Origin of the sequence: Georgenia wangjunii (assembly GCF_036421975.1) — a bacterium.
Classification (GTDB): Bacteria; Actinomycetota; Actinomycetes; order Actinomycetales; family Actinomycetaceae; genus Georgenia_A; species Georgenia_A wangjunii.
Map to the genome: position 1 here is coordinate 22,990 of NZ_JAZGON010000007.1, position 16,340 is coordinate 39,329.

A 16,340-nucleotide genomic window follows, 5' to 3' on the forward strand; every position below is an offset into this window, starting at 1 on the left:
CCGTATATGTGGGCACCGCCGTCGGGCGCGTCGCCACCGCCTGCGAGCCGAGCGAGGGAGGCACCATGGACCGCACGATCCAGCGCGACGTCGACGCGACGACGCGCGAGCGGGTGCTCCGCCTCGTCGTCGAGCAGGGACCGGTGAGCGCCGCCGAGCTGGCCGACGTCCTCGCCGTCACGCCCGCGGGTGTGCGACGTCACATCGCCGTCCTCGAGCGCAGCGGCTACATCGTCGTCCACGACCCGAGCGGTCCCGAGCTGCGGCGCCGCGGGCGTCCCGCCCGGCACTACGTCGCCACCGACGCCGGCCGCGCCGGCCTGTCCGACGCGTACTCCGACCTCGCCACGCACGCGCTCGACTACCTCCTCGAGGTAGGCGGCCCCGAGGCGATCGAGCACTTCGCCGAGGCCCGTGTGAGCGAGCTCGAGCGCCGGTACGCTCCCATCGTCGCCGGTGCGGGCAGCGACCGCACCGAGCGCGCCAAGGCGCTCGCCGCGGCGCTCGCCTCCGACGGCTACGCCGCCACGGTCCGCACCGCCGGGCCGGGCGGGTTCGCCGTCCAGCTGTGCCAGGGGAACTGCCCGGTGCTCGACGTGGCCGAGCGTTTCCCGCAGCTGTGCGAGGCGGAGACGAGCGCGTTCTCCCGCCTCCTCGGGGTGCACGTGCAGCGCCTGGCCACGCTCGCCGCGGGCGGCCACGTGTGCACGACCCACATCCCGATCTCCACCGTTCCGCTCTCCCGGGCCCGGGCGAGCGACTCAGAGCCCAGCACGACCTCGCCGCCGCCAGCCGGCGACGACACGGAAGGAAACTGATGACGAGTCCCACCCAGCAGGACGTCGCGGCGCCCGGCGCGCCGATGACCCAGGACGAGACGATCGCCTCGATCGGCAACTACAAGTTCGGCTGGCACGACACCGACGACGCCGGCGCGACCGCGCGCCGCGGCGTGGACGAGAGTGTCGTGCGCAACATCTCGGCCCTCAAGGACGAGCCGGAGTGGATGACGAAGCGCCGCCTCAAGGCGCTCAGCCTCTTCGAGAAGAAGCCGATGCCCAACTGGGGCGCGGACCTGAGCGGCATCGACTTCGACAACATCAAGTACTTCGTCCGCTCCACCGAGAAGCAGGCCACGAGCTGGGAGGACCTGCCGGAGGACATCCGCAACACGTACGACCGCCTCGGCATCCCCGAGGCCGAGAAGCAGCGCCTCGTCGCCGGCGTCGCCGCGCAGTACGAGTCCGAGGTCGTCTACCACCAGATCCGCGAGGACCTCGAGGCCAAGGGCGTCATCTTCGTCGACACGGACACGGGCCTGCGCGAGTACCCCGAGCTGTTCGCCGAGTACTTCGGCACGGTCATCCCCTCCGGGGACAACAAGTTCGCCGCGCTCAACACGGCCGTGTGGTCCGGTGGCTCGTTCGTCTACGTCCCCAAGGGCGTCCACGTCGAGATCCCGCTCCAGGCCTACTTCCGGATCAACACCGAGAACATGGGCCAGTTCGAGCGGACGCTCATCATCGCCGACGAGGGCTCGTACGTGCACTACGTCGAGGGCTGCACGGCGCCGATCTACAAGTCGGACTCGCTGCACTCCGCCGTCGTCGAGATCATCGTCAAGAAGGACGCCCGCGTCCGCTACACGACGATCCAGAACTGGTCGAACAACGTCTACAACCTCGTGACGAAGCGCTCGACGGTCGACGCCGGCGGCACGATGGAGTGGATCGACGGCAACATCGGCTCCAAGGTGACGATGAAGTACCCGGCCGTCTACCTCATGGGCGAGCACGCCCGCGGGGAGACGCTGTCCATCGCCTTCGCCGGCGAGGGCCAGCACCAGGACACGGGCTCGAAGATGGTTCACCTCGCGCCGAACACGTCCTCCTCCATCGTCTCCAAGTCGGTGGCCCGCGGCGGCGGGCGCGCCTCCTACCGCGGCCTCGTCCAGGTGCTCGAGGGCGCCCACAACGCGAAGTCGAACGTCCTGTGCGACGCGCTCCTCGTCGACCAGATCTCCCGCTCGGACACCTACCCCTACGTCGACGTCCGCGTCGACGACGTCGAGATGGGCCACGAGGCCACCGTCTCCAAGGTGAGCGAGGACCAGCTCTTCTACCTCATGTCCCGCGGCATGGCGGAGACCGAGGCCATGGCCATGATCGTGCGCGGGTTCGTCGAGCCCATCGCGCGCGAGCTGCCCATGGAGTACGCGCTCGAGCTCAACCGGCTCATCGAGCTGCAGATGGAAGGGGCGGTGGGCTGATGACCGCCGCCACGACTGAGGACAAGGACTCCATGAAGACGGACCACACCCGCGCCACGGCCGACGCCGCCCACACCCACGGGCGCGGCGGCACGCCGCAGGCCTCGCGCGCCGAGCGCGCCACCTCCTTCACGCTCGCGGACTTCCCCGTGCCGAACGGGCGCGAGGAGGACTGGCGCTTCTCGCCCGTCGACCGCCTCCAGCGGCTCTTCGCCGGTGGCTTCACGAGCGCCGGACCCGTCGTCACCTCGACGACGGACGACGGCGTCACCCTCGAGCGCGTCGGCCGCGACGACCCCCGCCTCGGGCAGGTCGGGGCCCCAGGTGACCGGGTCGCCGCCGCCGCGTGGGACTCCTTCGGCGAGGCGCTCGTCGTCACGGTGCCGAAGAACCACGTCGCCGCCGAGCCGACGATCCTCGCCATCACGGGCGACGCCGCCGGCGAGGCGGCCGAGCCCGCGGCCCAGCACGTCCTCGTGCGCGCCGAGCAGCACAGCGAGTCCCTCGTCGTCCTCGACCACCGCGGGGGCGCCGAGCTCGCGCAGACGGTCGAGATCGACGTCGCCGACGGCGCCCGCCTCACCCTCGTGTCCATCCAGGACTGGGACGACGGCGCGATCCACGTCTCCTCGCACCGCACCCGCATCGGTCGCGACGCGCGCCTGCGCCACATCGTCGTCACGCTCGGCGGGGACATCGTGCGCCTCACCCCGGACGCCGTCTTCGCGGCCCCGGGCGGCGAGGTCGAGATGCTCGGTCTCTACTTCACGGACGCGGGCCAGCACCAGGAGCACCGCCTCTTCGTCGACCACGCCGTGCCGAGCTGTGTCTCGCGCGTGACGTACAAGGGCGCCCTCCAGGGCGCCGGTGCGCACTCGGTGTGGGTCGGCGACGTCCTCATCCGCAAGGAGGCCGAGGGCACGGACACGTACGAGCTCAACCGCAACCTCGTCCTCACCGAGGGCGCCCGCGCGGACTCCGTGCCGAACCTCGAGATCGAGACCGGTGAGATCGAGGGGGCCGGGCACGCGAGCGCCACGGGCCGCTTCGACGACGAGCAGCTGTTCTACCTGCGCTCGCGCGGCATCGCCGAGGCGGACGCGCGCCGTCTCGTCGTCCTCGGCTTCTTCGCCGAGCTCATCAACCAGATCGGCGTGCCGCTCGTCCAGGAGCGCCTCATGGCCGCCATCGAGGCCGAGCTCGACCGGACGATGGAGGCTGCGCCGCGATGAGCGCCCAGTACGCCGCCGACACGGGCGACCTCGCCCCCGGCGAGGCGATGCGGCTCGAGCTCGAGCGGGCGGACGGCTCCCCGCTGGCCGTCGCCCTCGTCCGGGACTCCGACGGCGACTTCCACGCCATCTCGGACATCTGCTCGCACGGGCAGGTGAGCCTGTCCGACGGCGAGGTGGAGGGCTGCACCATCGAGTGCTGGCTGCACGGGTCCTCGTTCGACCTGCGCTCCGGCAAGCCCCTTGCCCTGCCCGCCACCCAGCCCGTCCCGGTCTACCCCGTGTCCCTCGAGGGCGCGCGCGTCCTCGTCGACGTCGACGCAACCGTCGACGCCGGCTGACCGGCGCCCCACCCCAGACTTCAGGAAAGAGAAGACATGTCTACCCTTGAGATCAAGAACCTCCACGTCAGCGTCGAGACGAACGACGGCCCCAAGCCGATCCTGCGCGGCGTCGACCTGACGATCCGCTCCGGCGAGGTCCACGCGATCATGGGCCCGAACGGCTCCGGCAAGTCCACGCTCGCGTACTCCATCGCCGGCCACCCCAAGTACCAGGTCACCGACGGCGAGGTGCTCCTCGACGGGGAGAACGTCCTCGAGATGAGCGTCGACGAGCGCGCCCGCGCCGGCCTCTTCCTCGCCATGCAGTACCCGGTCGAGGTCCCCGGCGTCACCGTCTCGAACTTCCTCCGCACCGCGAAGACCGCCATCACCGGCGAGGCCCCGGCCCTGCGCACGTGGGTCAAGGACGTCAAGGGCGCCATGGACAAGCTCCGCATGGACCCCGACTTCGCCCAGCGCGACGTCAACCACGGCTTCTCCGGCGGCGAGAAGAAGCGCCACGAGATCCTCCAGATGGAGCTCCTCGCGCCGAAGTTCGCCGTCCTCGACGAGACCGACTCGGGCCTCGACGTCGACGCGCTGCGCGTCGTCTCCGAGGGCGTCAACCGGGTCCACTCCGAGATCGGGATGGGCGTCATGCTCATCACCCACTACACCCGGATCCTCAACTACATCACCCCGGACTTCGTCCACGTCTTCGTCGAGGGCCGCGTCGCCGAGCAGGGCGGCCCCGAGCTCGCCCAGCAGCTCGAGGCCGAGGGCTACGACAAGTACGCCACGACGACCGTCTGACCCACCGAGGAGAACCCCGCCGATGACCGCTGCCCAGCCGCTGAGCGCGCTCGCGCTCAGCGCGGCCGAGCAGGCCGCCGTGCGCGCCGACTTCCCGCTCCTGGGGCGCACGGTGCGCCACGGCCGCCCGCTCGTCTACCTCGACACCGCCGCGACGTCGCAGAAGCCGCAGTGCGTCCTCGACGCCGAGCAGGACTTCTACGAGCGCTCGAACGCCGCGGTGCACCGCGGCGCCCACCAGCTCGCGGAGGAGGCGACCGAGCTCTACGAGGACGCCCGGCGCGCGGTCGCGGCGTTCGTCGGGGTCGGCGCGGACGAGATCGTGTGGACGAAGAACGCGACCGAGGGCATCAACCTCGTCGCGTACGCGATGTCGAACGCGGCCCTCGGGCGCGGGGGAGACCGGGCACGGGCACGGCTGGGGGTCGGCCCCGGGGACGAGATCGTCGTCACCGAGGCCGAGCACCACGCCAACCTCGTCCCGTGGCAGGAGCTGTGCGCCCGCACGGGCGCGACGCTGCGGTGGATCGGGCTCGACGACGACGGCCGGCTCGCGGACCTCGACGTCATCACCGGGCGCACGCGCCTCGTCGCCCTCACCCACGCGTCGAACGTCACGGGCGCCGTCAGCCCCGTGGCCGACGTCGTCGCGCGGGCCCGGGCGGTCGGTGCGCTCGTCGTCCTCGACGCGTGCCAGAGCGTGCCCCACCTCCCCGTGGACCTGCGCGCGCTCGACGTCGACTTCGCGGTGTTCTCCGGGCACAAGATGCTCGGGCCCACGGGGATCGGTGCCCTCTACGGGCGCGCCGAGCTCCTCGAGCTCATGCCGCCCTTCCTCACCGGGGGGTCGATGGTCGAGGTCGTCACCATGGAGGCGACGACGTTCTCAGCCCCGCCCACCCGCTTCGAGGCCGGCACGCAGATGGTCGCCCAGGCCGTCGGCCTGCGCGCCGCGGTGGGCTACCTCTCCGAGCTCGGCATGGACGCGGTCGCCGCCCACGAGGCCGAGCTCACCCGGCACCTCCTCGACGGCATCGGCTCCGTCCCGGGGGTGCGGATCCTCGGCCCGAGGTCGCCGCAGGACCGGCTCAGCGCCGTCGCGTTCGCCGTCGACGGCGTGCACCCGCACGACGTCGGCCAGGTGCTCGACGACGCCGGCATCGCCGTACGGGTCGGGCACCACTGCGCCCAGCCGCTCCACCGGCGCCTGGGCGTCCACTCGTCCACCCGGGCCTCGGCCGGGATCTACACGACGCACGAGGAGGTCGAGGCGCTCGTCGAGCACCTCGGCACGGTCCGGCACTTCTTCGGGGTGGAACATGGCTGACGCGATGGAGCAGCTCTACCAGCAGGTCATCCTCGACCACGCCCGCGCCCGCCACGGCGCCGGCGAGCTCGAGCCGTTCGACGCGGAGTCCTTCCAGGTCAACCCGACGTGCGGGGACGAGGTACGGCTCCGGGTCGCCGTCGAGCACACCGTCGCCGGTCCCCGCATCACCGGCGTCGGCTGGGTCGGCCAGGGGTGCTCGATCTCCCAGGCGTCCCTGTCCGTCCTCACCGACCTCGTCACCGGCACCGACGTCGCCACCGCCGAGCGGGTGGGGGAGAGCTTCCGCGACCTCATGCGCAACCGCGGTGTCGAGCTCGACCCCGAGCGCCAGGACAGCCTCGGGGACGCCACCGCCTTCACGGGGGTCGCGCGCTACTCGGCGCGCGTCAAGTGCGCGCTCCTGGGTTGGATGGCCCTGCGCGACGCCCTCATCCACGCCCTGACGGCCGAGCCGTCGACACAGGAGGAGAACTCATGAGCGAGACCACCAACCCGGCCCCCACCACGGCGGCCGACGTCGAGGAGGCCATGCGCGACGTCATCGACCCCGAGCTCGGGATCAACGTCGTCGACCTCGGCCTCGTCTACGGCATCACCGTGGACCAGAACAACGAGGCGCAGATCGACATGACGCTGACGTCGGCGGCGTGCCCGCTCACCGACGTTATCGAGGACCAGACCGCCCAGGCGCTCGAGGGCCTCGTCAACGGCAACAAGATCAACTGGGTCTGGATGCCGCCGTGGGGCCCGGACAAGATCACCCCGGACGGCCGCGAGCAGCTGCGGGCGCTCGGCTTCAACCTCTGAGGCGGCCCTGACGTCGCGTGTCGTCAGCCGGCGCCGGCGTCCTCTCGCGACGCCAGCGCCAGCCGTGCGACGAGGTCGTCCGGGATGGGTCGGCGCGGCGTGAAGGTGATGCCGGTCTTGGTCGCCTTGAGGCCGGCGGCCGCGATCTCGTCGGCGTGCTCGGAGATCGCCCCTGGCAGGAGGTACAGCCCGCACTGCTTGCTGAACGCCGCATAGCTCGCGACGACGGCACCGCCGATCGTGAACCCCGGCATGTTGTAGGCGACGATCTCCTCCGCCTGCGGCAGGGTGCGGGCCAGTATCGCGCGCAACCGCTCCAGCGAGGGCCGGAAGGGCTCCGGCGCCGCGGCGATGTAGGCGTCGTGGTCGGTGAACGTCACGGGCACGACACTAGAGGTTGACCATGGCGCCCGTCAGCCCGCGGAACGCCTCCTGCAGGGCCTCGCCGAGCGTCGGGTGGACGTGGACGTTGCGGGCGAGGTCGCCGGCCGTCAGGCCCGTGCGGCGGGCGAGGGTGAGCTCGGGGAGCATCTCGGCGACCTCGACGCCGACGAGGTGCGCCCCGAGCAGCTGTCCGTCGGCGCCCGCGAGGACCTTGACGAAGCCACGCGGCTCCGCCATCCCGCGCGCCTTGGCGTTCGCCGAGAACGGGAACCGCGCGACGCGCACGTCGTGGCCCTCGGCGCGGGCCTGCGCCTCGGTGAGCCCGAAGCTGGCGACCTGCGGCTGGCAGAACGTCACCCGCGGCATCATCCGGTAGTCCCCGAGGCCCACGGTCGGTAGTCCGGCGACGGTCTCGGCCGCCACCATCGCCTGGGCGTCGGCGACGTGCGCGAGGGCGAGCTTGCCCGTGACGTCGCCGATGGCGAGCAGGTGCGGCACGGACGTCCGCATCGCGTCGTCGACGGCGATGGCGCCGCGCTCGGTGAGCGCGACCCCGGTGCGCTCGAGGCCGAAGCCGTGCGTGCGCGGGGTGAACCCGACCGAGACGAGGACGCGCTCCACGCGGAGCTCGCCCTCGCCGTCGGGGCCGGTGTACGTCAGCGTCACCCCCGTGCCGTCGTCGGCGGCGGTGCGCACGCTCGTCGACGTCCGCAGCGTGATCCCGAGCTCGCCGTAGGCCCGGGCCACCTCCGCGGAGGACTCGGCGTCCTCGGCGGGCAGGACGCGGTCGGCGTACTCGATGACCGTCACCTGCGCGCCATAGGTGGCCAGGACGTAGGCGAACTCCATGCCGATGGCCCCGGCGCCGATGATGGCGATCGAGGCCGGGACCCGGCGGTCGAGGATCTGCGTCTCGTAGTCGACGACGTTGTCGCTCAGGGGCACCCCCGGCAGCGTGCGCACCTCCGACCCCGTCGCGATGACGGCCGAGCCGAAGGTGAGCACCTCGGGGTCCGCCCGCCCGACGGTGAGGGTGTGCTCGTCCTGGAGCTCCCCGTGGCCGTAGTACTGCCGGACGCCGTTCTTGCGCAGGAGGTGGTGGACGCCCTCGACACGCCCCTCGGCCGCGCGGCGGCTGTGGTCGAAGACGGGTCCGAAGTCACGCCCGACGTCCCCGACGAGCCCGAAGTCGGCCCCCTTGCTGGCGACGACGTTGACGAGCTCGGCGCCGCGCAGGAGCACCTTGGACGGGATGCAGCCCACCGAGAGGCACACCCCGCCCCAGTAGCGCCGCTCGACGATCGCGGTGTCGAGACCGAGCTGGGCGAGGCGGATGGCGGCGGCGTACCCGCCGGGACCCGCGCCGAGGACGACGGCGTCGTGATGCACCATGGCGCGAGGGTAGGGCTCGCGAGGCCGTCCCGTCGGTGCTTTGACGCACCTGACCGGCGGCGGTCGTGGCTACCGGCGGAGGTCGAGCCCGAGCCAGGCAACGAGCGCGCGGAGCTCGGCGTCGACGCCCTCGGCGAGCGCGGGGGTGAAGGGGACGTCCTCGTGGACGGCGTGGACGACGAGCGCGCCCGCCTTGCGGTCGCCCGCGGCGTCGACCTTCCCGACGAGCCGGTCGCCGTGGAGGACCGGCAGGGCGAAGTAGCCCCAGCGCCGGGCGGCCTTCGGCTTGTACATCTCGAGGGTGTAGTCGAAGTCGAAGAGCTCGCGGGCGCGCCGCCGGTCGTGGACGAGGCGGTCGAAGGGGGAGAGGAGGGCCGTGCGGCCGGCGAAGGCGCGGCCGAGCGCACCGGGGTCGAGCCGCCACTCGCCCTCGGTGCCCTCGACGACCGCCGGCTCGCCGGCGTCGCCGACGTCCGCCGGTTCGACCGGCTCGGCCGTCGTCGTGGCGCGGGCGATCCCGAGCGCCCGCAGGCGCCGGGCGTTGCGCTCGCGGACGGCGTCCGCGTAGGGGACGGCGGCGACGGCGGGGTAGACGCGCTCGCCGAGGTCCCACAGGCGTTGGCGGCCCCGCCGGCCGGAGACGGCGACCTCGCCGCGCGCGGCGAGGAGCTCGAGCATCTGGGTGACGTTGCGGTTGTTGGTCCAGCCCGTCGAGGGCCAGGACACCGCGCTCGTGTCCGGGATGTCGCGCGAGAGCAGCGGGCCGCCGTCGCGCAGGCGCGCGAGGACGTCGCGGCGGAACGTGGCGTTCGCGCCGAGCCACTCGCGCGCGCGGGCGTAGGCGGGCGCCCGCTCCATCTGCGCGAGGTAGAGCGGCAGGTCGGCCATGGGGCGCACCGTCGCACGGAGCTCGAACAGGGTCCGGTCGTCGTCGAGCGCCCGCGTGAGGTGCGCCGGGGCGTACGCGGCACCGAGCCGGGTCCAGGCGACGAGGTCGGCGCTCGGCGCTACCGCCGCCGTCGGGTCGAGCTGGAGGAACGTCAGGTGGGTGACGACGTCGAGCAGGGCGGAGGGCCGCTCGGCGTCGAGGAGCTGGGCGCCGACGGCGACGCGGCGGGCCTCGGCCCGGCTCAGGCGGTGGACCGTCACGGACCCGGCCTCAGAGTGCTCGGGCGGCGAAGGTGTCGCAGGCGGCCATCGTGCCCTCGGAGTAGCCTGCGGTGAACCAGCGCTGGCGCTGCTCCGCCGAGCCGTGCGTCCACGACTCGGGGTTGACCTCCTGGCCGGCGCCGGCCTGGATGCGGTCGTCGCCGACGGCGGCCGCTGCGTCGAGGGCGTCGGTCACCTCCGCCTGCGTGGGCGGGACGAGGAACGTCTCGCCCGACTCCGGGTCGACGACGGTCGCGGCGTGCCCGACCCACAGGCCGGCGTAGCAGTCGGCCTGGAGCTCGAGGCGGACGCCGTCGGAGGTCGGGCCGGCGCCCTGGCGATCGATGGCGTCCATCGTCCCGAGCTGGTTCTGGATGTGGTGGCCCCACTCGTGGGCGACGATGTACATCTGCGCGAGCGGGGCGTTCTCGGCCCCGAGCTGGGTCTCGAGCTGGGTGAAGAACCCCGTGTCGAGGTAGACGCTCGCGTCGGGCGGGCAGTAGAAGGGCCCGACGGCGGAGGTCGCGTTCCCGCAGCCCGTGCCCACGGAGGCCTCGAACACCTCGAAGCCCGGCATCTCGTACTCGGCACCCGCCTGCTCGGGCAGCGCGGCGACCCAGTACTGGTCGAGCGCGTCCGCGGTGAACACCATCCGGCAGTCCACGTCACGGTTGGCGTCGGCCCCGGTGCGGCAGTGCTCGAAGCCCGCGCCGGCGGTGGCCTCCCCACCCGCACCGCCGCTCCCACCCCCGACGAGGCCCGAGACGTCGGCCCCGCTGACGAGGTAGACGAGCAGGACGAGGACGCCGGTGCCTCCGCCGATCGCCGCCCCACGCGTGCCGCGGGAGCGGCGCACCCGCCGCGAGTCGGCGCGGACACCCTCGTTGAACGTCATGGCGCACACGCTAGGGCGGCCCGCCGACGCGGGCGACCGGGCACCGACGAGGACCGGGGCACCTGCGCCGCACACCCCGCTCCGGCAGCGGCGAACATCACCCGGGGGGCCACGCCGTCCGCGCGTAGACTGGACGGGCGCCTCGCGGCGCTCCCCCCACCCGTCGTCACTGTCTTGAGGTCTGCCCTGTGATCACCGCCCACGACGTCTCCATGCGCATCGGCGCACGCGAGCTCCTCCACGAGGCGTCCTTCCGCATCGACGCAGGCATGCGGATCGGGCTCGTCGGGCGCAACGGCGCCGGCAAGACCACGCTGACGAAGCTGCTCGCCGGTGAGGCCGCCACGTCCGGCGTCATCCAGCACACGGGCGACATCGTCCGCAGCGGCGAGGTGGGGTACCTGCCGCAGGACCCCCGCACGGGCGACATGGAGGTCCTCGCCCAGGACCGGGTGCTCTCGGCCCGCGGGCTCGACGACATCGTCCGGCGCCTGCGCAAGGTCGAGCAGGTCATGGCCACCGCCGAGGGCGAGAAGCAGCAGCAGGCGATGGAGCGTTACGCGCGCCTCGACGCGCAGTTCGCCGCCCAGGGCGGGTGGGCCGCCGAGTCCGAGGCCGCCCGGCTCACGTCCAACCTCGGGCTGCCCACGCGCGTCCTCGACCAGCCGCTCGCGACGCTCTCCGGCGGCCAGCGCCGCCGCGTCGAGCTCGCGCGCATCCTCTTCTCCGGCGCCGAGACGCTCCTGCTCGACGAGCCGACGAACCACCTCGACCACGACTCGATCCTCTGGCTGCGCGACTACCTCAAGAGCTACACCGGGGGATTCGTCGTCATCAGCCACGACGCCGACCTCCTGCGCGAGACGGTCAACACCGTCTTCCACCTCGACGCCAACCGCGGTTCCCTCGACGTCTACCAGCTCGGCTGGGACGCCTACCTCGCTCAGCGGGAGCAGGACGAGCGGCGCCGCAAGCGTGAGCGGGCCAACGCCGAGAAGAAGGCCTCGGTCCTCATGGTCCAGGCCAACAAGATGCGGGCGAAGGCGACGAAGGCCGTCGCCGCGCAGAACATGGCGCGCCGGGCCGAGCGCCTCGTCGCCGGCCTCGAGGAGACCCGCCGGGCGGACAAGGTGGCGCACCTGCGCTTCCCCGACCCCGCGCCGTGCGGCAAGACCCCGCTGACCGCCGAGGGGCTGAGCAAGACGTACGGCTCCCTCGAGGTCTTCACCGACGTCGACCTCGCCATCGACCGCGGCTCCAAGGTGGTCATCCTCGGGCTCAACGGCGCCGGCAAGACGACCCTCCTGCGCATCCTCGGCGGCGTCGAGGCCCCGGACACGGGCAAGGTCGTCCCCGGCCACGGCCTCAAGGTCGGCTACTACGCCCAGGAGCACGAGACCCTCGACGTCGACCGCACCGTCGTGGAGAACCTGCGCTCCGCCGCGCCGGACATGACCGACACCCAGGTGCGCTCCGTGCTCGGCTCGTTCCTCTTCTCCGGGGACGACGCGGACAAGCCCGCCAAGGTGCTCTCCGGCGGCGAGAAGACGCGCCTCGCCCTCGCCGTCCTCGTCGTGTCCTCGGCGAACGTCCTCCTCCTCGACGAGCCGACGAACAACCTCGACCCCGCCTCCCGCGAGGAGATCCTCGGCGCGCTGCGGACCTTCACCGGCGCCGTCGTCCTCGTCACCCACGACGAGGGCGCTGTGCGCGCGCTCGACCCCGAGCGCGTCCTCCTCCTGCCCGACGGCGACGAGGACCTGTGGAACGAGGGTTACGTCGAGCTCGTCTCCCTCGCCTGAGGCGCCCTTTCCCTCGCCAGGCGCTCGCGCCCGTGCCGGTTTACGCTCGTCTGAAACCAGACCGGCGAGGGAGGGGCGTTGTGGCCGAGAAGATCGCCAGAGGTGCTCGCGTGGTCGGTGAGCGGCGGACATCGCTCGCTGCCGAGCTCGCCAAGCGGTACGAGTCCGGGGAGTCCGTAAGGTCGATCGCGGACGACATCGGTCGCAGCTACGGGTTCGTCCACGGGCTCCTCGTCCAGGAGAACGTGCCGATGCGCCGGCGCGGCGGTCCCGTCAAGAAGGTGGACGAGCGGAGCTCAGCTGGGCATCGATGAGGGCGTCCTCCTCGTCGTCCGACCTGGGACGCCGGGAGCCCGGAACCTCACCGGCGCGCTCCGCGGCCTCGCGCCGCGCGAGCACGGCGAGCCCCACCGGTGCGGCAAGGGCGAAGACCCACCACTGGAAGGCGTAGGACAGGTGCGGGCCGAGGTCCGTCACCGGCCGGGCCAGCGCCGGTAGCTCCTCCGCCGCAGGAGGGTCGTGCTCGCCGGCGAGCACGTAGCCCTGGAGCACCGGCGTGCCCGAGGCCGCGATCTCCTCCGCCACGCCCGCCGCCGGGAGCACCTCACCGGGCTCGATCCGGTACACCTGGCCGGCCGGCGCCGACCGGTCGCCCGGCGGCTCGGCCGTGCGCAGCCGGCCCGTGAGGCGCACCTCGCCCGCCGGCGCGGGCGGCGGGCCGGCCGTGTCCGTCGCCTGGGAGAGCCAGCCACGGTCGACGACGACGACGACCTCGCTCCCGTCGTCGAGCTCGGCCGCGAACAGGGTGAGGACCTCCATCGCTGGCGTGCTCCCGACGGGGCGGTTGCGGACGAGGACGTCCTCGCCGAGGTAGCGCCCCTCGAGCTCGACCTGGCGCCACACGCGCTCCGGCGGCACGGGCGCCCGGGGGTCGAGGACCTCCTCGAGCGGGGCCGGGGCGACGTCGTAGTTGTCCTCGACGAGCGCGTTCGCCTCGACCCGGCCGACGTGCCGGTTCCACTGCCACACCCCGAGGCCGACGCACGCGGCCGAGACGAGGAGGGCGACGAGGCCGAGGCCGACCCAGCGCCGTGAGACGAGGAAGCCGTACTCCCTCACGCGTCGAGCTCGGCGACGGGGACGACGTCGTGGAGGAAGGAGCGCGCGGCGAGGAAACCGGCGAGGTGCTCGCGGTGGTCCGTGCACGCGAGCCACGTCTTGCGCCGGCTCCCGGTGTGGATGCGGGGGTTGGCCCACAGCAGGCCCCAGTCCGCGTCGTTGCGGCAGCCCTTCGCGCTGCAGATGAGGTCGGGCGCCTCGCCCGCCTGCTCCGGCGTCCCACTCATCGCAGGTACCCCCCGTCGAGGTCGACCGGCACGCCGGTGGAGCGCGGGCGCCCGGGCCGCTCACCGGGGGCCGGGAAGGCCCCCGGGCCGGCAGACGGGCCGGGCCCGAGCGCCGGCGCCGCGACGAGGGTCGTGGCGGGCGCGGGACGCTCACGCCCGGCGTTGGCGAGGACGACGGCGATGTAGGGCAGGACGACCGCCCCGGCGACGAGGGTCCAGCGGACCCAGTCCTCGGTGAACGCCGCGCCGATGACGCAGGCGGTGCGGATGGCCATGGAGATGAGGTACCGCGTGGCGCGGTCGTGGACGTCGTCGGTCAGGGCGCGCCCGGCGGAGGTGATGGCGTGCACCTCGACGCCTCGGTCGCGCCCGCGCTTCCCGTGCGGGACGCCGGAGGATCTCACCCGACGAGGCTAACCCCAGGGCGGACCATCCGTCGCAGCGGGCGGCCCTGGGCTACCGTCTCGCCAGGAGATCTGCACCACGCCAGCACCGAGAACCATGGAGGCACCAGTGAACGAGACCACCGGGGGCGGACGCAGCGTCCTCGTCACGGGCGCGACGCGGGGGATCGGGCGCGCGATCGCCGAGGCCTTCGTCGCCGCCGGGGACCGCGTGGCGACGATCTACCGGGGCGGCGACCTGCCCGACGGTGTCCTCGGCGTGCGTGGGGACATGCGGGAGACCGCCTCGGTGGACGCCGCCTTCACCGAGATCGAGGCCGCGCACGGCCCGGTCGAGGTGCTCGTCGCCAACGCCGGGATCAACCGCGACCAGCTCCTCATGCGGATGACCGACGAGGAGTTCACCGACGTCCTCGACGTCAACCTGACCGGGGTCTTCCGGTGCGTGCGGCGGGCGAGCAAGGGCATGATCCGGCTGCGCCGCGGCCGCATCGTGCTCATCTCCTCCGTCGTCGGCACGTACGGCTCCCCGGGCCAGGTGAACTACGCCTCCGCCAAGGCCGGGCTCATCGGGATGGCCCGCTCGATCACGCGCGAGCTCGGCGGGCGCGGCATCACCGCCAACGTCGTCGCGCCGGGGTTCATCGACACGGACATGACCGCCGCGCTGCCCGCGGAGCGGCAGGAGGCCTACCGGGCGGCCATCCCCGCGGGCCGCTTCGGCTCGGTCGAGGACGTCACGGGTGCCGTGCTGTACTTGACCGCGCCCGGCTCCGGCTACGTCTCCGGCGCCGTGGTACCGGTCGACGGCGGCCTCGGCATGGGGCACTGAGGCGCGCACGCGCCGACACACGGGACGAGAGGACGAAGCATGGGACTGCTCGAGGGTAAGACGCTGCTCGTGACCGGGGTGCTCAAGGACACCTCGATCGCCTTCCACGTGGCCAGGCTGGCCCAGCAGGAGGGGGCGAGCGTCGTGCTCACCTCGTTCGGCCGCCAGTTCCGCCTCACGCAGGCCATCGCGCGCCGGCTGCCGCAGCCGGCGCCGGTCGTCGAGCTCGACGTGACGAACGACGAGGACCTCGCGGCGCTCGAGGACCGCGTCCGCGAGCACGCCGACCACCTCGACGCCGTCGTCCACTCCATCGGCTTCGCGCCGCAGTCCGTCATGGGAGGCAACTTCCTCGCGGGCGAGTGGGCGGACGTCGCCACCGCGCTCGAGGTCTCGGCGTTCTCCCTCAAGTCCCTCGCCGTCGCGGCCAAGCCGCTCATGAGCCGCGGCTCCGCCGTCGTCGGCCTCACCTTCGACGCCTCGTTCGCGTGGCCGGTCTACGACTGGATGGGCGTGGCGAAGGCGGCCTTCGAGTCGACGGCGCGCTACCTCGCGCGCGACCTCGGCCCCGACGGCATCCGCGTCAACCTCGTCTCCGCCGGCCCCGTCCGCACGACGGCCGCGAAGTCGATCCCGGGCTTCGAGCAGATGGAGGCCACGTGGGGCGAGCGCGCCCCCCTCGGGTGGGACGTCACCGACCCCGAGCCCACGGCGCGCGCCGTCGCCGCCCTGTGCTCGGACTGGTTCCCGGCGACGACGGCGGAGATCGTTCACGTCGACGGCGGTGTCCACGCGATGGGCCAGTGAGGGTGGCCCCACGCACCCTCGTCCTCCTGCGCCACGCCCGGGCCGAGCCCGAGGGCGACCTCGGTGACGCGATGCGCCCCCTCGCCGCCGCCGGTCGGCGCCAGGCCGCCGCCATCGGCCCCCTCATCCAGGAGGCGACCGGCGGGGTCGATCTCGTCCTCGTCTCCCACGCGCTGCGCACGAGCGAGACGTACAAGATCCTCGCCCCGGCGCTCGACCCCGCACCCGAGGTGCGGGTGAGCGCGGAGCTCTACGGCGCGGGACCGCGCGCCCTGCTCGGCCTGCTCGCCGAGGTCGGCCCCGAGGTGCGCAGCGTCCTCGTCGTCGGGCACGAGCCGACGATGTCCTCCCTCGCCCACCTCCTCGACGGCGCCGACGAGCCCGTCGCCGACCGGGTCAGCTTCGGGATCGGGACGGCGACCGGAGCGGTGCTCGAGGTGCCGGTGCGCTGGGACGAGCTCGACCGCTCGTCCGCGCGGCTCGTCGCCCTCGTCGAGCCCCCGCAGGGCTGAGCACGGGCCGCGCAGGGCTGGCGGGGCGCGTGTCCCGAGCGGT

20 protein-coding genes are annotated in these 16,340 nt (G+C 73.1%); 13 read left to right on the forward strand and 7 right to left on the reverse strand.

The genetic code is table 11. The features are described from left to right. The first annotated feature begins 77 nt into the window (after positions 1–77). From V2J63_RS11230 to V2J63_RS11265, 8 genes are read left to right on the forward strand one after another with little or no spacing between them, the layout of a single operon-like run. Positions 78–818, forward strand: a complete 741-nt coding sequence (locus tag V2J63_RS11230; RefSeq protein WP_491062040.1) for a helix-turn-helix transcriptional regulator — start codon at positions 78–80, stop codon at positions 816–818. Next, positions 818–2,269 (forward strand): Fe-S cluster assembly protein SufB, encoded by a 1,452-nt coding sequence (gene sufB / locus V2J63_RS11235; protein WP_331231131.1) that lies wholly within the window; start codon positions 818–820, stop codon positions 2,267–2,269. Before V2J63_RS11230 ends, sufB begins: the two co-directional genes overlap by 1 nt. Further along, positions 2,269–3,501 (forward strand): Fe-S cluster assembly protein SufD, encoded by a 1,233-nt coding sequence (gene sufD / locus V2J63_RS11240; protein WP_331231132.1) that lies wholly within the window; start codon positions 2,269–2,271, stop codon positions 3,499–3,501. Before sufB ends, sufD begins: the two co-directional genes overlap by 1 nt. Continuing rightward, positions 3,498–3,842, forward strand: coding sequence for a non-heme iron oxygenase ferredoxin subunit (locus V2J63_RS11245; protein ID WP_331231133.1), 345 nt, complete (start codon positions 3,498–3,500; stop codon positions 3,840–3,842). Before sufD ends, V2J63_RS11245 begins: the two co-directional genes overlap by 4 nt. Before the next feature lie 36 nt (positions 3,843–3,878). Next, positions 3,879–4,637: a Fe-S cluster assembly ATPase SufC gene (gene sufC, locus V2J63_RS11250; RefSeq protein WP_331231134.1), complete on the forward strand. Its 759-nt coding sequence runs from the start codon at positions 3,879–3,881 to the stop codon at positions 4,635–4,637. Between the two features lie 22 nt (positions 4,638–4,659). Further along, positions 4,660–5,964, forward strand: coding sequence for a cysteine desulfurase (locus V2J63_RS11255; RefSeq protein WP_331231135.1), 1,305 nt, complete (start codon positions 4,660–4,662; stop codon positions 5,962–5,964). Then, complete coding sequence (sufU, locus tag V2J63_RS11260) at positions 5,957–6,445, forward strand: Fe-S cluster assembly sulfur transfer protein SufU (RefSeq protein WP_331231136.1); 489 nt, start codon at positions 5,957–5,959, stop codon at positions 6,443–6,445. Before V2J63_RS11255 ends, sufU begins: the two co-directional genes overlap by 8 nt. Beyond that, complete coding sequence (locus V2J63_RS11265) at positions 6,442–6,774, forward strand: metal-sulfur cluster assembly factor (protein ID WP_331231137.1); 333 nt, start codon at positions 6,442–6,444, stop codon at positions 6,772–6,774. Before sufU ends, V2J63_RS11265 begins: the two co-directional genes overlap by 4 nt. A gap of 23 nt (positions 6,775–6,797) precedes the next feature. On the opposite strand, the gene V2J63_RS11270 is transcribed toward V2J63_RS11265, so the two are convergent. The 4 genes from V2J63_RS11270 to ypfJ all read right to left on the reverse strand — a co-directional run bounded on the left by V2J63_RS11270 (position 6,798) and on the right by ypfJ (position 10,594). Beyond that, on the reverse strand, positions 6,798–7,154 hold the full coding sequence (locus V2J63_RS11270) for an iron chaperone (RefSeq protein WP_331231138.1): 357 nt from the start codon (positions 7,152–7,154) through the stop codon (positions 6,798–6,800). Positions 7,155–7,164: 10 nt separating this feature from the next. Then, positions 7,165–8,550, reverse strand: a complete 1,386-nt coding sequence (gene lpdA / locus V2J63_RS11275) for a dihydrolipoyl dehydrogenase (protein ID WP_331231139.1) — start codon at positions 8,548–8,550, stop codon at positions 7,165–7,167. Between the two features lie 69 nt (positions 8,551–8,619). Then, positions 8,620–9,699, reverse strand: coding sequence for a DNA glycosylase AlkZ-like family protein (locus V2J63_RS11280; protein WP_331231140.1), 1,080 nt, complete (start codon positions 9,697–9,699; stop codon positions 8,620–8,622). Positions 9,700–9,709: 10 nt separating this feature from the next. After that, positions 9,710–10,594 (reverse strand): KPN_02809 family neutral zinc metallopeptidase, encoded by an 885-nt coding sequence (gene ypfJ / locus V2J63_RS11285; protein WP_331231141.1) that lies wholly within the window; start codon positions 10,592–10,594, stop codon positions 9,710–9,712. A 188-nt stretch (positions 10,595–10,782) separates the two neighbouring features. Between ypfJ and V2J63_RS11290 the strand changes: the two genes are divergently transcribed. Then, a complete protein-coding gene (locus tag V2J63_RS11290; protein WP_331231142.1) occupies positions 10,783–12,396 on the forward strand; it encodes an ABC-F family ATP-binding cassette domain-containing protein in 1,614 nt (537 codons plus the stop codon). An 80-nt stretch (positions 12,397–12,476) separates the two neighbouring features. Further along, positions 12,477–12,710: a helix-turn-helix domain-containing protein gene (locus V2J63_RS11295; RefSeq protein ID WP_331231143.1), complete on the forward strand. Its 234-nt coding sequence runs from the start codon at positions 12,477–12,479 to the stop codon at positions 12,708–12,710. Here the strand turns inward: V2J63_RS11295 and V2J63_RS11300 are convergent. From V2J63_RS11300 to V2J63_RS11310, 3 genes are read right to left on the reverse strand one after another with little or no spacing between them, the layout of a single operon-like run. Next, a complete protein-coding gene (locus V2J63_RS11300) occupies positions 12,670–13,515 on the reverse strand; it encodes an SURF1 family cytochrome oxidase biogenesis protein (protein WP_331231144.1) in 846 nt (281 codons plus the stop codon). The genes V2J63_RS11295 and V2J63_RS11300 overlap by 41 nt on opposite strands. Next, positions 13,512–13,742: a hypothetical protein gene (locus V2J63_RS11305; protein WP_331231145.1), complete on the reverse strand. Its 231-nt coding sequence runs from the start codon at positions 13,740–13,742 to the stop codon at positions 13,512–13,514. The genes V2J63_RS11300 and V2J63_RS11305 overlap by 4 nt, the downstream gene beginning before the upstream one ends. Further along, positions 13,739–14,146 (reverse strand): DUF3099 domain-containing protein, encoded by a 408-nt coding sequence (locus tag V2J63_RS11310; RefSeq protein ID WP_331231146.1) that lies wholly within the window; start codon positions 14,144–14,146, stop codon positions 13,739–13,741. Before V2J63_RS11310 ends, V2J63_RS11305 begins: the two co-directional genes overlap by 4 nt. A gap of 97 nt (positions 14,147–14,243) precedes the next feature. Here V2J63_RS11310 and fabG point away from each other — a divergent pair, with 97 nt between their 5' ends. The 3 genes from fabG to V2J63_RS11325 are packed head-to-tail and all read left to right on the forward strand — an operon-like array spanning position 14,244 to position 16,297. Further along, on the forward strand, positions 14,244–14,978 hold the full coding sequence (fabG, locus tag V2J63_RS11315; RefSeq protein ID WP_331231147.1) for a 3-oxoacyl-ACP reductase FabG: 735 nt from the start codon (positions 14,244–14,246) through the stop codon (positions 14,976–14,978). Positions 14,979–15,017: 39 nt separating this feature from the next. Continuing rightward, on the forward strand, positions 15,018–15,785 hold the full coding sequence (gene fabI / locus V2J63_RS11320) for an enoyl-ACP reductase FabI (RefSeq protein ID WP_331231148.1): 768 nt from the start codon (positions 15,018–15,020) through the stop codon (positions 15,783–15,785). A gap of 2 nt (positions 15,786–15,787) precedes the next feature. Further along, positions 15,788–16,297, forward strand: coding sequence for a SixA phosphatase family protein (locus tag V2J63_RS11325; RefSeq protein WP_331231149.1), 510 nt, complete (start codon positions 15,788–15,790; stop codon positions 16,295–16,297). Positions 16,298–16,340 lie beyond the last annotated feature (43 nt).